This window comes from Micromonospora sp. WMMD975 (assembly GCF_029581215.1).
Taxonomy (GTDB): domain Bacteria; phylum Actinomycetota; class Actinomycetes; order Mycobacteriales; family Micromonosporaceae; genus Micromonospora.
Map to the genome: position 1 here is coordinate 4761715 of NZ_CP120739.1, position 15070 is coordinate 4776784.

General features: G+C 70.5%; 13 protein-coding genes. 7 read left to right on the top strand and 6 right to left on the bottom strand.

The window, feature by feature from the left end:
* Positions 1–65: 65 nt before the first annotated feature.
* Genes O7613_RS20885 through O7613_RS20905 form a run of 5 tightly spaced genes read right to left on the bottom strand, consistent with a single transcriptional unit; the run spans position 66 to position 6091 of the window.
* Positions 66–1808, bottom strand: a complete 1743-nt coding sequence (locus tag O7613_RS20885) for an ABC transporter substrate-binding protein (protein WP_281586765.1) — start codon at positions 1806–1808, stop codon at positions 66–68.
* A 35-nt stretch (positions 1809–1843) separates the two neighbouring features.
* Positions 1844–2830: an ABC transporter permease gene (locus tag O7613_RS20890; protein ID WP_282284636.1), complete on the bottom strand. Its 987-nt coding sequence runs from the start codon at positions 2828–2830 to the stop codon at positions 1844–1846.
* Positions 2831–2841: 11 nt separating this feature from the next.
* Positions 2842–3849: an ABC transporter permease gene (locus O7613_RS20895; protein WP_282289670.1), complete on the bottom strand. Its 1008-nt coding sequence runs from the start codon at positions 3847–3849 to the stop codon at positions 2842–2844.
* Positions 3846–4991 (bottom strand): dipeptide ABC transporter ATP-binding protein, encoded by a 1146-nt coding sequence (locus O7613_RS20900; protein WP_282289671.1) that lies wholly within the window; start codon positions 4989–4991, stop codon positions 3846–3848. The genes O7613_RS20895 and O7613_RS20900 overlap by 4 nt, the downstream gene beginning before the upstream one ends.
* Complete coding sequence (locus tag O7613_RS20905) at positions 4988–6091, bottom strand: ABC transporter ATP-binding protein (protein ID WP_282289672.1); 1104 nt, start codon at positions 6089–6091, stop codon at positions 4988–4990. Before O7613_RS20905 ends, O7613_RS20900 begins: the two co-directional genes overlap by 4 nt.
* Positions 6092–6331: 240 nt before the next feature.
* On the opposite strand from O7613_RS20905, the gene O7613_RS20910 reads away from it, so the two are divergent.
* From O7613_RS20910 to O7613_RS20940, 7 genes are all read left to right on the top strand, one after another.
* The gene (locus O7613_RS20910) at positions 6332–6880 is read left to right on the top strand and encodes a Uma2 family endonuclease (RefSeq protein ID WP_281586760.1); all 549 of its coding nucleotides are present in this window, start codon (positions 6332–6334) and stop codon (positions 6878–6880) included.
* A 100-nt stretch (positions 6881–6980) separates the two neighbouring features.
* Complete coding sequence (locus O7613_RS20915) at positions 6981–7529, top strand: Uma2 family endonuclease (RefSeq protein WP_282289673.1); 549 nt, start codon at positions 6981–6983, stop codon at positions 7527–7529.
* A 32-nt stretch (positions 7530–7561) separates the two neighbouring features.
* The gene (locus tag O7613_RS20920) at positions 7562–8995 is read left to right on the top strand and encodes a TldD/PmbA family protein (protein WP_282289674.1); all 1434 of its coding nucleotides are present in this window, start codon (positions 7562–7564) and stop codon (positions 8993–8995) included.
* Between the two features lie 110 nt (positions 8996–9105).
* Positions 9106–10524 (top strand): metallopeptidase TldD-related protein, encoded by a 1419-nt coding sequence (locus O7613_RS20925; RefSeq protein ID WP_282294584.1) that lies wholly within the window; start codon positions 9106–9108, stop codon positions 10522–10524.
* A gap of 208 nt (positions 10525–10732) precedes the next feature.
* Positions 10733–11554, top strand: coding sequence for a hypothetical protein (locus O7613_RS20930; protein WP_281586757.1), 822 nt, complete (start codon positions 10733–10735; stop codon positions 11552–11554).
* A 10-nt stretch (positions 11555–11564) separates the two neighbouring features.
* Positions 11565–13478: a fumarate reductase/succinate dehydrogenase flavoprotein subunit gene (locus tag O7613_RS20935; protein WP_282289675.1), complete on the top strand. Its 1914-nt coding sequence runs from the start codon at positions 11565–11567 to the stop codon at positions 13476–13478.
* Complete coding sequence (locus O7613_RS20940) at positions 13478–14548, top strand: succinate dehydrogenase/fumarate reductase iron-sulfur subunit (protein ID WP_282289676.1); 1071 nt, start codon at positions 13478–13480, stop codon at positions 14546–14548. The genes O7613_RS20935 and O7613_RS20940 overlap by 1 nt, the downstream gene beginning before the upstream one ends.
* A 77-nt stretch (positions 14549–14625) precedes the next feature.
* On the opposite strand, the gene O7613_RS20945 is transcribed toward O7613_RS20940, so the two are convergent.
* Complete coding sequence (locus O7613_RS20945) at positions 14626–15066, bottom strand: (deoxy)nucleoside triphosphate pyrophosphohydrolase (protein ID WP_282289677.1); 441 nt, start codon at positions 15064–15066, stop codon at positions 14626–14628.
* Positions 15067–15070 lie beyond the last annotated feature (4 nt).

The window sequence follows — 15070 nt, forward strand, 5'->3', positions numbered from 1 at the left end:
AACGAGACCAGGTGAGCGGGAGGGGTGGGCAGCCCGCGGCTGCTCACCCCTCCCGACGTGCGGCTCTACTGCTTGACGTAGGCGTTGATGAAGTTCGGGTAGCCGAAGACGGAGGAGATGAAGACGCCGCCGGCCTTGGAGCCGTGCACGTTGTACGCCACGTCGACGTAGAGCGGGACCACGGGCGCGAACTCCTTCATGATCCGCTCGTCGAGCTTGCCCCACTCCGGGCCCTGGTCGGCCGGGGGCATGGCCAGGATCCGGTCCATCTCGGCGTTGATCGCGTCGTCGTTGAAGTAGGACTGGTTGCTGTTGCCCTCGGCCTTGATGGTGCGGCCGTCGTAGAGCACCGGCAGGATCGAGGCGCCGCTCGGCCAGTCGGCGGCCCAGTTACCGATGTAGAGGTCCCACGGGTTGTCCTTCTTCTTGATCTCGTCCAGCTTCGAGTCGTCCGGGATGTTCCGGACCGTGATCTTGAAGCCGGCGCGCTCCAGGTTGCCCTTGAGCTGCACCGCCTGCTGCTGCTCGGTGGTGTTGTCGGCGACGCCGAGGACCAGCTCGGGCGTCTGACCGCCGAGCAGTTCCTTCGCCTTCTCCGTGTTGCCGTTGGCGCCCGCCGGGTAGGCGTCGTACGCCTTGTAGCCGATGGTGGAAGGCGGCATCAGGGTGGTGATCGGCTGGGCGACGGTCTGTCCGCCGAGCGCCTTGACCATGCCCTCGCGGTCGATCGCGTAGTTGAGCGCCTGGCGGATCTTCAGGTCCTTGACCCGCTGGGTGTTGATCACGAGCTGGTTGGCGCTCGGGGTCGGGGACAGCAGCGTCCGCGACTTCAGCGCGGCGTCACCGGCGACCTTGGCGACGAGCGAGGCGGGCACCGAGTTGAAGGCGATCGCGCTCTGGTCGGCGCCGTTGTCGGCGATCACCCGGTTGTTGGCGGCGTCCGCGGTCGGGCCGAAGGTCCAGACGAACTGGTCCGGGTACTGGTGCCGCACCGGGTCGGTCTTCGGGTCCCAGTTCGGGTTGCGGTCCAGCGTGAGCTGGACGCCGACCTGGTTGTTGGCGATCTTGTAGGGGCCGGACGAGAACGGCCGCTGGTCCAGGTTGACCCCGGTGTCCTTCTCCGGCTTCAGCGGCGCGGTGGTGGGCAGCGAGACCGCGAACGGCAGGTCGCAGCGGGGCTTGGCGAACTCGAAGCGCAGGGTCTTGTCGTCCGGCGTGGTCAGACCCGGCGGCAGCGACGTCTTGTTCTTCTTGAAGTCCCACTTGGTGTCGTACTGCGGGCTGTCGGCCAACCACTCCTGGATGTAGGTCGGGCCGCTGGTGAGGTCCGGGTCGAAGGAGCGGGCGATGCCGTACGCGATCTCCTTGGCGGTGATCGGGCTGCCGTCCTCGAACTTCACCCCGTCCTTGATGGTGAACTCCCAGACCTTGCAGTCGTCGTTGACGTTCTTGCCCGGGGTCTCGGCCAGGTCGCCCACCAGGACCAGGCCGCCCTTGCCGTCGTCCTTCCAGGTGGTCAGGTAGCGCGCGAAGAGCGGGCTGGCCATCAGGCCGGCGAACGAGTACGTCCGCTGCGGGTCCAGGTGGGAGATGGAGGTCTCCCGGATGATGGTGAACGTGCCGCCCTTGGCCGCGCCGTCCACCTCCGCCGCCGGCCCCTGCGAGTCCTTCGGGTCGGTCGCGATGACGCCGGTCTGCTGCCGGTTGCCGTCGACCTCGGTGCCCTCGCCCGTGTTCTTCGAGCAGGCGCCCAGCCCCACCACGAGTGCGATGGCGCCGACGGCGGCCACTGCGCGTGGTCGTCTCATCTTCTACCTCCAGGAATTGGTTTCGATGGGTTCGTTCAGCCCAGCCGCACCCGGGGATCGATGACGGCGTAGAGCAGGTCCACCACCACGTTCGCCAGCACCACGAAGACGGCCGCGATCAGCACGGTCGCCATGATGGTCGGCAGATCACCGGCGCGGACCGCGTCGACGGCGGTCCGGCCCATCCCGTTCAGGCCGAAGGTCGTCTCGGTGATCACGGTCCCGCCGAGCGCGCCGCCGACGTCCAGCCCGGCGATGGTCACCACCGGCGTGATCGCGGCGCGCAGCGCGTGCCGGCCGTAGACGGATCGTTTGGCCAGGCCCTTGGCCCGCGCGGTGCGGACGAAGTCCTCCGACAGCGTCTCCAGCATCTGGGCCCGGGACAGTCGGGCGTAGATGGCGGAGAAGAGGAAGGCGAGCGCCACCCAGGCCAGCACCAGCCCGCTGCCCCACTTCAGCGGATCGTCGAAGAGCGATGTGTAGCGGGGCACCGGCAGCAGCCGCAGGTTGTAGACGAAGACGATGAGCAGCACCGCGCCGACGAAGTAGAGCTGGAGGGAGGCGCCGGTCAGGGAGAAGCCGATCGCCGCCCGGTCCAGCCAGCTACCGCGGCGCAGCGCCGAGAGCATGCCCAGGCCGACGCCGAGCAACAGCCACAGGACGGCGGCCGGGATGACGATGCTCAGCGTCACCGGCAGCACCCGGGCGATGGTGTCCGAGACGGCCTCGTTGGAGACGTACGACCAGCCGAGGCAGGGCGCGTCGCACCTACCGCCCTGGGCGCTGCCCAGGTCCCGGCCGGTGACGATGCCCTTCATGTAACCGGCGTACTGGCTGATCAGCGGATCGCGCAGGCCCAACTCCTGGCGGACCCGTTCCAGCCGCTCCGGGTTGCAGTTCTTCGGGCACATGCCGCTGACCGGGTCGCGGGGCAGGGCGAAGAACATCAGGAAGCTGAGCACGCTCACCGCGAAGAGCGTGAGCGCGGCCGAGAGCAGCCGGCGGACGAGGAAACGCGTCATGGGTCGGCCTCCTACCGGGACGACTTCGGGTCGAGCGCGTCGCGCAGCGCGTCGCCGAAGAGGTTGAAGGCGAACACGAGCGCGAAGATCGTGATGCCGGGGAAGAAGACGTACGCCGGGTCGGTCTGGAGGTAGTCGAGGCTGCGGTAGATCATCCGCCCGAAGCTCGGCGTCTCGTCGGTCAGCCCGACGCCGATGAACGACAGTGCCGCCTCGCTCGTGATGTATTGCGGCACGGCGAGCGAGAAGGCGACCAGGATCGGCGCCCAGACGTTCGGCAGCAACTGCCGGAACAGCATGTGTCCCAGCCCGGCGCCGCTGGCCCGGGCCGCCTCCACGAACTCGCGCTCGCGCAGCGCGATGATCTGACCCCGGACCAGGCGGGCGGTGCTGGTCCAGCCGAAGAGCGCGAAGATCGCGATGAGCACCCCGATCTGGAAGTACGCCGGGACGGCCTCCCGTGGGCCGTAGAAGCGCAGCGCCACGGTCGGCATCAGCGCCAGCGCGATGATCAGGAACGGCATGGCCAGGGTCAGGTCGGTGATCCAGTTGATCACCGTGTCCAGCCAGCCGCCCAGGTAGCCGGCGAGCGTACCCAGTGTCACGCCGATCACTGCGGTCAGCACGGCGGCGGCGAACGCGATGAACAGCGACGTGCGCAGGCCGTGCACCATCCGGACGAAGATGTCCCGGCCCAGGCCGGGTTCCAGCCCGAACCAGTGCTCGCCGGTGACGCCACCGGCGTAACCGAGCGGCATGCCGTAGCCGTCGAGCCGGCTCTGGAACTGCTCCTTCGGCCCCACCCCGTACAGCGCCTGGATCAGCGGGACGGCGAGCGCGACGAGCACGAAGAAGACCAGCAGCGCGCCGCTGATCAGGGCGGTGCGGTCCCGCCGCAGCCGCGCCAGGGCGAGCTGGCCGGGCGAGCGGCCGACGAACTCCCGGTCCCGGCGCTCGTCGCCGTCACCCGGTGAGTCGATCTCGGCGAGCGCGACGCCCTCGACCGGGGACAGGCTCATTCCGCCACCTCCTTGAGTTCCGGGGTGTCGCCGCCCCCGACCGTCCCCGGCTCGACAACCCCGCCGCCGGCCGTCCCCGGCTCGACAACGCCGCCGCCGGCCGGCTCGGCGGCTCGCACCGGCCCGCTCTCCGGGTAGTGGCAGGCGGTGAGTTGGCTGCCGCCGTCGCGGGTGACGAGTGCGGGTTCTTCGGTGGCGCAGCGGTCGGTGGCCTTCCAGCAGCGGGTGCGGAAGCGGCAGCCGGAGGGCGGGTTGAGCGGGGTGGGCACGTCACCGGTGAGGCGGATGCGGCCGGCCGGCCCGAGCGTGGTGACGTCGGGGATGGCCGACAGCAACGCCCGGGTGTACGGGTGTTGCGGGCGGGTGTAGATGGCGTCCCGGTCGCCGATCTCGACGATCCGGCCGAGGTACATGACTGCCACGCGGTGGCTGAAGTGGCGGATCACGGCCAGGTCGTGGGCGATGAACACGAACGCCAGGTCGAGGTCGCGTTGCAGGTCGCGCAGCAGGTTGATGACCTGCGCCTGGATGGAGACGTCGAGCGCGCTGACGGGTTCGTCGGCGACGATGAGTTTCGGTTCCAGGGCCAGTGCCCGGGCGATGCCGATGCGTTGACGTTGCCCGCCGGAGAACTCGTGCGGGTACCTGTTGTAGTGCTCCGGGTTCAACCCGACTAGTTCCAGCAATTCCTGGACCCGCTTCCGCACCCCGCCGGGCGGGGTGATCCGGTTGACCTGCAACGGCATCGCCACGATCCGCCCGACGGTGTGGCGGGGGTTCAACGACGCGTACGGGTCCTGGAAGATGACCTGCAGGTCCTGCCGCAGCGAGCGCAGCTCACGGCGGCCGGCGTGGGTGATGTCCCGGCCGGCGAACGTGATGCTGCCGGCGGTCGGTTCCAGCAGCCGCACCAGCATGCGCCCGGTGGTGGTCTTGCCGCACCCCGACTCCCCCACCAGGCCGAGGGTCTCCCCCGGCCGCACGTCGAAGTCGAGCCCGTCGACCGCCCGCACCGCCCCCCTGCCCCGCAGTCCCTCGCGGACGGGGAAGTGTTTGGTCAGTCCGCGTACCGACAGCAGCGGCCCGGTCTCGGCCGGCGTCGTGGTCGGGGCCGACCGGCCGGCTGTCGCATCGATGCTCATCGGACCACTCCCCCCTGGGCGATCTCGTCGCGGTGGATCCGCTGCCGGTCCGCCGCCGACAGGTGACAGGCCACCAGATGCCCCGGCTGGCCGGCGTCGCGCAACCGCGGGACCTCGGTGCGGGACCGGTCGCCGTTGACGTCGGCGTACCGGCACCGCGGGTGGAACGCGCACCCCGACGGCAGGTTGATCAGGCTGGGCGGGTTGCCCGGGATGGGCACCAGGTCCGCGTCCGCGTCGCCGTGCAACGACGGCACGCTCGACAGCAACCCCCAGGTGTACGGATGCTGCGGCGCCCGCAGCACCTGCGCCACGCTGCCCCGCTCCACCGCCCGTCCCCCGTACATGACAAGCACGTCGTCGGCGACCTGCGACACCACGCCCAGGTCGTGGGTGATCAGGATGATCGCCGAGCGGAACTCCGCCTGGAGGTCGGCGAGGAGGTCCAGGATCTGCGCCTGCACGGTCACGTCCAACGCCGTGGTCGGCTCGTCGGCGATCAGCAGGTCCGGGTCGTTGACCAGGGCCATCGCGATCATCGCGCGCTGCCGCATGCCGCCGGAGAACTCGTGCGGATACTGCTCGTACCGCCGCTCGGGCTGCGGGATGCCCACCCGGCCCAGCATGTCCACCGCCCGCGTCCGGGCCTCCCGTCGGCCGGCCTTCGGGTGGTGCACCCGGTACGCCTCGGCGATCTGCCGGCCCACCGTGAAGTAGGGGTGCAACGCCGACAGCGGATCCTGGAAGATCATCGCCATGTCCCGGCCCCGCAGCCGCCGTACCTCCTCCTCGGGCAGGCCGACAAGCTGACGCCCGCCGACGGAGATCTCCCCGGTGATGGTGGCGCGCGTGGAGTTGTGCAGCCCGAGGATCGCCAACGACGTCACGCTCTTGCCGGAGCCGGACTCGCCCACGATGCCAAGCGTGCGACCCCGCTGGACGGCGAACGACACCCCGTCCACGGCCCGGACCACACCGTCCTCGGTGTCGAACCGCACCCGCAGGTCCGTGACCTGGAGATACGGCGCGTCGGCGGTGCGTTGCTCCGGCACCTCGGGGCGGTCCGGCTCCCCGGACGGCGCCGTCTCCGACCTGCTCATGACCGCCTCCCCTTCGGTGATGAAGAGAACCTACAGCAACCCTCTGGAGGCGAAAATAAGCTACATCGAGCGGTCTGTCAGCGGTCAGAGCGTAACGACTGGGTCTCCGACCCGCAGCCCGCCACCTGGGACATTCACCAGGCATGGCTCACCGTAGTGACACGGTCACCGCACCGCAGGTGCGACGATGTCCCGAGCGAACGGTTGACGATCCCGGCCGACACGAGATGGAGGTCAGCCATGACGGCGGCGGTGTTCGACCACGACGGCCCGTGGACCGAAGAGGAATACCTCTCTCTCGGGGAGACGCAGCAACGCGTCGAACTCTTCGACTGGAGCCTCTACGTGACCCCTGGTCCCACCCCGCTGCATCAGAACATCTCCGGCGAACTTCGCGCGATCTTCCGCGCGCCGGTGCGAAAGGCCGGCCTGCGGGTGCTCGAAGCCGTGAACGTACGACTGCGGCCTGGCCGCATCCCCATCCCCGACCTGGTCATCACCGACGACATCGACCTGCGCATACCGGTGATCGAGGCCAGCGACGTCCGTCTGGTCTGCGAGGTCATCTCACCTAGCCACGCGGCGACCGACAAGGTGCTCAAGATGCACTACTACGCCGCAGCGCAGATCGAGTGGTACCTGCTGGTCGAACAGGACACGTTGACCATGCGCCTCTACCGGCGGCAGGACACGCACTACGTCGAGCATTCCGTTGCGAAGCGGGGCGACACACTGAACCTGCACCAACCCGTACGCGTCACTATCCGGCCGGAGGATCTGCTCGGTTGACCGCACGACTCGGCAGCGTTGCTCCGGCGGCGGACGCGAAGTGCGACGATGAAACGCGTGCAGCGGCCACGATGCCGGCGACGCGAGGTGGAGGTCAGCCATGACGGCGGCGGTGTTCGACCACGACGGCCCGTGGACCGAAGAGGAATACCTCTCTCTCGGGGAGACGCAGCAACGCGTCGAACTCTTCGACGGGAGCCTTCACGTGACGCCGGCACCAACCCCGCGACACCAGCGGATCCAACGCAATCTCGGCAACCTGCTGGAGACGGCGGCGCGCCGCGTGGGCCTGGAACTGTTGGAGACCGTCAACGTCCGGCTCCGGCCGGGCCGGATCCCCATTCCCGATCTGGTCGTCACCGAGCCGATCGACTTCGACGAGCCGATGATCGAGGCGCGGGACGTGCGACTCGTCTGCGAGGTCATCTCACCCGGCAACGCGGCCACCGACAAGGTGCTCAAGATGCACTACTACGCCGCTGCCGAGATCGAGTGGTACCTGCTCGTCGAGCAGGAGAACGGCACGCTGCACCTCTACCGGCGGCAGGGGCGGCACTACCGGGAGGTGTCGGTGACCAAGCCCGGCGACGTGCTGGAGCTGTCCGAACCCGTCCGGGCCACGATCCGGCCGGAGGATCTCGTCCCCTGACGGATGTCGGTGCGCTCGCCTAGGGTCGGCGCATGGGATTCGATGCGGCGACCGCCGCCGTGCAGGCCGCCCTCGACGCGGGCGCCCGCTACGCCGACGCCCGGGTGATGCACCGCCGCTACGAGTCGATGTCGGCCCGCAACGGCGACGTCGAGGAGCTGACCCAGCACGAGAGCATCGGGCTGGGCGTGCGCGCCCTGGTCGGCTCCGGGTGGGGCTTCCACGCCGTACCCGAGCTGTCCGACGCCGCGGCCCGCGACGCCGGCCGGCGCGCCGCGGTGATCGCCGCCGCGAGCGCGCGGGTTCCCGGCCCGCCGATCGACCTGGTGCCTGTCGACGCGGCGGTGGCGAGCTGGGCCTCGGAGTGCGCGGTCGACCCGCTCGGGGTGCCGCTGTCGACAAAGGGCGACCTGCTTGTCGGCGCCACCGCCACGATGCGGGAGCACGGCGCCGACCTGGCCGAGGGGCTCTACCAGATCTGGGACACGACGAAGTGGTTCGTCTCCAGCGAGGGCCACCGGATCGACCAGCACATCCGGGAGTGCGGCGGCGGCATCTCGGCCACCTCGATCGGCGACGGCGAGACCCAACGCCGGTCCTACCCGAGCTACCGCGGGCAGTACGGCACCACCGGCTGGGAGCTGGTCACCTCGCTCGACCTGGCCGCGCACGCGGCCCGGATCGCGGAGGAGTCCCGGGAGCTGCTCACCGCGCCGGAGTGCCCGGCCGGCGAGACCGACCTGATCCTCGGCGGCGAGCAGCTCGCGTTGCAGATCCACGAGTCGGTCGGGCACGCCATCGAGCTGGACCGCATCCTCGGCTGGGAGGCGGCCTTCGCCGGCACCTCCTGGCTCGACCTGACCCGCCTCGGCTCGCTGCGCTACGGCTCGGAGCTGATGAACGTGACCATCGACCCGACCATCCCGGGCGCGCTCGGCAGCTTCGGCTTCGACGACGAGGGTTCCCCGGCGGTCCGCCGGGACGCGGTCCGCGAGGGCCGGTGGGTGGGCGTGCTCGCCGGCCGCGACTCGGCCGCCGTCGCCGGCCTGGATCACGGCGGCAGCGTACGCGCCGACGGCTGGGCCCGGCTGCCGATGGTGCGGATGACGAACGTGGGCCTCGAACCGGGCCCGCACACGCTCGACGAGATCATCGCGGCCACCGACGACGGGGTGCTGATGGACATCAACAGGTCCTGGTCGATCGACGACAAGCGGCTCAACTTCCAGTTCGGGTGCGAGGTCGGCTGGGAGGTGCGCAACGGCCGGCGGGGGCGGATGCTGCGCAACCCGACCTACACCGGCATCGGGCCGGTCTTCTGGCGCTCGATGGACATGCTCTCCGCGGAAAGCGTCGCCTGGGGCACGCCCAACTGCGGCAAGGGGCAGCCCGGCCAGGTCGGGCACACCGGTCACCCGGCCGCGCCGGCCCGGTTCCGCGGCGTCCGCGTGGGGGTGCGCGCGTGAGCGAACGCACCGAGCGCAGCGAGGGCCGTGAGCGCACGCCCGGTCGGCACGGCGTGAGCGAACGCACCGAGCGCAGCGAGGGCCGTGAGCGCACGCCCAGGTGGCACGGTGTGAGCGAACGCACCGAGCGCAGCGACGAAGGGGAACTCGCGGCCCGGGTGGTGGAGCTGGTCGAGCGCGTGGCCGGACCGGCCGCCGAGGTCGAGGTGCTCGTTACCCGCTCCGAGCTGGCCCTGACCCGGTTCGCCAACTCGTTCATCCACCAGAACGTGGCCGAGAACGGCACCGCCGTGCACCTGCGGCTGCACGTGGACGGCCGGACCGCCACGGGCGGCGGCAGTCGGGTCGACCCGGACGGGCTGGCCGCGCTCGTCGAGCGGACCCGGGCGGCGGCCCGGCTCGCCCCGCTCGACCCGGCCTGGCCGGGGCTCACCGCGCCGACCCCGACGCCGGCCGGCCCGGCCGTCGACCTGGCCACCGCGTTCGCGTCCCCCGACGACCGGGCCGCCCGGGTACGCGCGTTCGTGGACGCGGTCGAGGGGTTGGAGGCGGCCGGCTACTGCCGCACGGCGTACTTGTCCGGGGCGTTCGTCAACTCCGCCGGGCACTCGGCGGTGGGGCAGGCGGCCGAGGCGGCCATGGACGGCATCGCCCGCACCGGCGGCGCGGACGGGGTGGCCCGGCACTGCGCCGACCGCCTCGACGACCTGGACGGCGCCGCGCTCGGCGCCCGCGCGGCGGCCAAGGCGCGGGCCGCGGCCGACCCGGTCGAGTTGCCGGCGGGACGGTACGAGGTGGTGTTGGAGCCGGCGGCCGTGGCGGACCTGCTGCACAACCTCGCCTGGTACGGCTTCAACGGCAAGCGGCACACCGAGGGGCAGTCCTTCGCCGAGCCGGGCACGGCCCAGTTCGATCCGGCGGTGACGCTTGTGGACGACCCGTTGCACGCCTCGATGCTGCCGTTCGACCTGGAGGGCACGCCCCGGCGGGCGTTGCCCCTGGTGGAGGCGGGCACCACCGGGGCGGTGGCGCACGACCGGCGCAGCGGGGCCGAGGTGGGCGCCGGGTCCACCGGGCACGGCATGCCCGGCGGGTCGACGTTCGGCCCGATCGCGCGCAACGTCCGCCTGCTGCCGGCGGGGAGTCCGGCCGGCGGGGTGGTGGCCGGGCCGGTGAGCGCCGGGGTGACCGGTGCGGTGGGTGACCCGGACACGGCGGCCCTGGTCGCCGGCGTGCGGCGCGGGTTGCTGGTGAGCGACTTCTGGTACACGCGGGTGCTGGATCCGAAGCAGTTGGTGATCACCGGGCTGACCCGCAACGGTGTGTGGCTGATCGAGGACGGCGTGCCGACCAGGGCGGTGCGCGACTTCCGGTTCACCGAGTCCTATCCGCGCGCGCTGGGGCCGGGTCGGGTGCTCGGCCTCGGCCGGTGTGCGGTCCGCCAGCCGGACCGCGTCGAAGGGTTCTGGTCGGAGGCGCCGGCGCTGCGGTTGGCCTCGTGGAACTTCACCGGCGGCGCGTCCGGCTGACCGGTCGGCTCCGCCAGGTGACCGGTCGGCGCGCCGCGCATCTTGATTATGATTCGGGTCTTTCCAACCAGCGGGACACACGGGACACTGCGTTGCGCGGCCGGGCCGTGAAGATCGGCGTAACGTGTGTCACTTGACCGCGCCGGTTTCGGGGCGTGGTCCCGCGTGTGCGCAGGACGTGACAGTGACGTCAGGGAGATGACTCGAAATGACAACTACGTCGGCCAGGGCGCCGAGGTCGCAGCCGCGGGGCGCGCGGGCGCGTGCCGCCATCGCGGCGAAGACGTTGCGGACCGACCGCTGGTGGCTCGCGCCACTGATCACCGTCGTCGGGCTCAGTGCCTGGGTCATCTACGCGACCGTCCGGGTCTTCATGCACAAGTGGTACTGGGTCGACCAATACCACTATCTGACGCCGTTCTACTCACCTTGTGTGACCGAGCGGTGCGTCGAGGGCTCCTCACACTTCGGCAGCTTCCTGCCCGGCTGGTGGATCATCCCGGACGCGGCGCTGACCCTGCCGTTCCTGCTGCTGTTCCGGCTGACCTGCTACTACTACCGCAAGGCCTACTACCGGTCGTTCTGGCTGTCGCCGCCGGCCTGCGCGGTGCCGGACGGGCACGATTCCTACAGCGGTGAGACCCGGTTCCCGCTGCTCGGGCAGAACCTGCACCGCTACTTCTTCTACGCCGCCGCGATCATCTCGCTGATCAACACCTGGGACGCGATCTACGCCTTCCACTCCCCGGAGGGCTTCGGCTTCGGCCTGGGCAACATCGTGCTGCTGGTGAACGTGGTGATGCTGTGGGCGTACACCATCTCCTGCCACTCCTGCCGGCACATCATCGGCGGCCGGCTCAAGCACTTCTCCAAGCACCCGGTGCGCTACAAGGCGTGGACCGGCGTGTCGTGGTTGAACGTCCGGCACATGCAGCTCGCCTGGATCACCCTGGGCACCCTGGCGCTCACCGACTTCTACGTGATGGCGGTGGCCGCCGGCTGGTTCAACGACCTGCGGTTCATCAACTGAGAGCCTGGACATGACTGAGACGCGAATCGAACGACACCACTACGACGTCGTCGTGATCGGGGCCGGCGGCGCCGGCCTGCGCGCGGCGATCGAGGCCCGGCTGGCCGGCAAGAAGACCGCGATCATCTCGAAGTCGCTGTTCGGCAAGGCCCACACGGTGATGGCCGAGGGCGGCGCCGCGGCGGCGATGGGCAACGTGAACTCGCGGGACAACTGGCAGGTGCACTTCCGGGACACCATGCGGGGCGGCAAGTTCCTCAACAACTTCCGGATGGCCGAACTGCACGCCAAGGAGTCGCCGCAGCGGATCTGGGAGCTGGAGACGTACGGCGCGCTGTTCGACCGGACGAAGGACGGCAAGATCTCGCAGCGCAACTTCGGCGGCCACGAATATCCGCGCCTGGCGCACGTGGGCGACCGGACCGGCCTGGAGCTGATCCGCACGCTCCAGCAGAAGATCGTTTCTCTCCAGCAGGAGGACAAGCGCGAGTTCGGCAGCTACGACGCCCGGATCCGGGTCTTCTCCGAGACCACGATCACCGAGCTGCTGCTCGACGGCGACCGCGTCGCCGGGGCGTTCGGCTACTACCGGGAGTCCGGCGAGTTCGTCCTCTTCGAGGCGCCGGCCGTGGTGCTGGCCACCGGCGGCGTCGGCCGGTCCTACAAGGTCACCTCGAACTCCTGGGAATACACCGGTGACGGTCACGCGCTGGCGCTGCGTTCCGGGGCCACGCTGATCAACATGGAGTTCCTCCAGTTCCACCCGACCGGCATGGTCTGGCCGCCCTCGGTGAAGGGCATCCTGGTCACCGAGTCGGTGCGCGGCGACGGCGGCGTGCTGAAGAACTCCGACGGCAAGCGGTTCATGTTCGACTACGTCCCGGACGTCTTCCGCAAGCAGTACGCGGAGACGGAGGAGGAGGCGGACCGCTGGTACACCGACCCGGACAACAACAGGCGTCCGCCGGAGCTGCTGCCCCGCGACGAGGTCGCCCGGGCGATCAACACCGAGGTCAAGGAGGGCCGGGGTACGCCGGCCGGCGGCGTCTACCTCGACATCGCCTCCCGCAAGTCGGCGGAGGAGATCCGCCGCCGGCTGCCGTCGATGTACCACCAGTTCAAGGAGCTGGCCGACGTCGACATCACCAAGGAGCCGATGGAGGTCGGGCCGACCTGCCACTACGTGATGGGCGGCGTCGAGGTGGACCCCGACACCGGCGCGGCGGCGGGCACCGTACGCGGGCTCTTCGCCGCCGGTGAGGTCTCCGGTGGCATGCACGGCTCCAACCGGCTCGGCGGCAACTCCCTGTCCGACCTGCTGGTCTTCGGCAAGCGGGCGGGCGGGCACGCCGCGACGTACGCCGACGGGCTCAGCGCACGCCCGGCGGTGTCGGTGGCGGCGGTGGAGGCCGCGGTGGAGACGGCGCTGGCGCCGTTGCAGCGCGACACCGGCGAGAGCCCCTACCAGCTCCAGCAGGATCTCCAGGTGGTGATGGGGGACCTGGTCGGCATCATCCGGCGGGAGGGCGAACTGGCCGACGCGCTGGGCCGGCTGGCCGAGCTGCGGGAACGGGTGGCGAAGGTGAGCGCGGTCGGCGGCCGGCGCTACAACCCGGGCTGGCACCTGGCGCTCGACCTGCGCAACATGCTCGTGGTGTCCGAGTGCACCGCGAAGGCGGCGTTGGAGCGGCAGGAGTCGCGCGGCGGCCACACCCGGGAGGACTACCCGGCGATGGACCCGACGTGGCGGCGGGTCAACCTGGTCTGCTCGCTCGACGGTCACGCCGTCCGGCTGACCCACAAACCGCTGCCGACGATGCGGCCGGAGTTGATCGGGCTCTTCGACCGGGCCGAGCTGTCCAAGTATCTGACCGACGAGGAACTCGCCGAGTTCGACGCCCTCACCGAGGAGGCGAACAACTGATGGGAAGTAAGCGCCAGTTCCGCATCTGGCGGGGCGACGAGACCGGCGGCGACCTGAAGGACTACACGGTCGAGGTGAACGAGGGCGAGGTCGTCCTCGACGTGATCCACCGGCTCCAGGCCACCGAGGCGCCCGACCTGGCGTGCCGGTGGAACTGCAAGGCCGGCAAGTGCGGCTCCTGCTCGATGGAGATCAACGGCAAGCCGCGGCTGGGCTGCATGACGCGGATGTCGACGTTCGAGGAGGCGGAGACCGTCACGGTCACCCCGCTGCGCACCTTCCCGGTGATCCGGGACCTGGTCACCGACGTCTCGTTCAACTACGAGAAGGCCCGGGAGACGCCGGCGTTCGCGCCCCCGCCGGACGTGGCGCCCGGTGACTACCGGATGCAGCAGGTCGACGTCGAGCGCTCGCAGGAGTTCCGCAAGTGCATCGAGTGCTTCCTCTGCCAGAACGTCTGCCACGTGATCCGTGACCACGACGAGAACAAGCAGGCGTTCTCCGGTCCCCGGTTCTTCATCCGGGCCTCGGAGCTGGACATGCACCCGCTCGACGCGCGCACCGACCGCAAGGAGTACGCGCAGTCCGAGATGGGCCTCGGCTTCTGCAACATCACCAAGTGCTGCACCGAGGTCTGCCCCGAGCACATCAAGATCACCGACAACGGGATCATCCCCATGAAGGAACGGGTCGTCGACCGCAGGTACGATCCCCTCGTATGGCTCGGTAACAAGATCTTCCGGAGGGGTCAGGTGCCTCAGACCAGCGCGACCAGCGGGCATTCGAGCGGCGCGGTGACCGCCGGCGCGGCCCACGGCGGGGTGCACTCGCACGCCGGCGGCTCCCACGACAGCGATGCCGAGCGCCAGGCGCAGCAGGGCGTCAACTGGCAGCGCGAGGTGCCGCACCCGACGGCCCCGGCGGTCGACGCCAGCGGCCGGCTGCCGCTGACCGAGCTGACCTTCGACCGGGCCGCCGCGCCGTCGCCGTTCGGCGACGACGTGGAGTTCCCGCTGCCGGCGGAGCACCTCAACTTCGCCCACCCGCAGCAGGACGAGCCGAAGCACTGAGCAGCGGCACGACGATGACGGGGGCCAGCGGCACACGCCGCCGGCCCCCGTCCCGTTTCCGACCTGCTGTCCGGTTGTCAGGATTCGGCGAGCAGGGGGCGCAGCGCGGGCACGATCGGCACGTCGGCCGGCAGCCAGGCGACGCTGTCCAGCTCGGCCGCGGAGAGCCAGCGCAGCTCGGCGTGCTCCAGGGCGGTCGGCTGGTCGCCGTGGAGCAGGCGGGCCGCGTAGATCCGCAGGACGGACCGGCCGTGCGCCATCCGCACGTCCCGACCGACCCGCGCGCCGACCGCGACCCGGACGCCCAGCTCCTCGGCGCACTCCCGGACCAGCGCGTCGGTCTCGGTCTCCCCCGGCTCGACCTTGCCGCCGGGGAACTCCCACCGGCCCGCCACCTCGGGCGGCGAAGAACGTTCGCAGGCGAGGACCCGGCCCGCCACGATGATCGCCGCTCCGACGACCACTCTCGGCTCCCGCCGGTCGGCCTGCCCGCCCTCGCTACACCGTTCGGTCCGCACGGGC

Coding starts and splice junctions, on each gene's coding strand:
- O7613_RS20885 (WP_281586765.1), bottom strand. CDS start 1,808: ATGAGACGACCACGCGCAGTGGCCGCCGTCGGCGCCATCGCACTCGTG.
- O7613_RS20890 (WP_282284636.1), bottom strand. CDS start 2,830: ATGACGCGTTTCCTCGTCCGCCGGCTGCTCTCGGCCGCGCTCACGCTC.
- O7613_RS20905 (WP_282289672.1), bottom strand. CDS start 6,091: ATGAGCAGGTCGGAGACGGCGCCGTCCGGGGAGCCGGACCGCCCCGAG.
- O7613_RS20940 (WP_282289676.1), top strand. CDS start 13,478: ATGGGAAGTAAGCGCCAGTTCCGCATCTGGCGGGGCGACGAGACCGGC.
- O7613_RS20935 (WP_282289675.1), top strand. CDS start 11,565: ATGACTGAGACGCGAATCGAACGACACCACTACGACGTCGTCGTGATC.
- O7613_RS20895 (WP_282289670.1), bottom strand. CDS start 3,849: ATGAGCCTGTCCCCGGTCGAGGGCGTCGCGCTCGCCGAGATCGACTCA.
- O7613_RS20930 (WP_281586757.1), top strand. CDS start 10,733: ATGACAACTACGTCGGCCAGGGCGCCGAGGTCGCAGCCGCGGGGCGCG.
- O7613_RS20920 (WP_282289674.1), top strand. CDS start 7,562: ATGGGATTCGATGCGGCGACCGCCGCCGTGCAGGCCGCCCTCGACGCG.
- O7613_RS20915 (WP_282289673.1), top strand. CDS start 6,981: ATGACGGCGGCGGTGTTCGACCACGACGGCCCGTGGACCGAAGAGGAA.
- O7613_RS20900 (WP_282289671.1), bottom strand. CDS start 4,991: ATGAGCATCGATGCGACAGCCGGCCGGTCGGCCCCGACCACGACGCCG.
- O7613_RS20910 (WP_281586760.1), top strand. CDS start 6,332: ATGACGGCGGCGGTGTTCGACCACGACGGCCCGTGGACCGAAGAGGAA.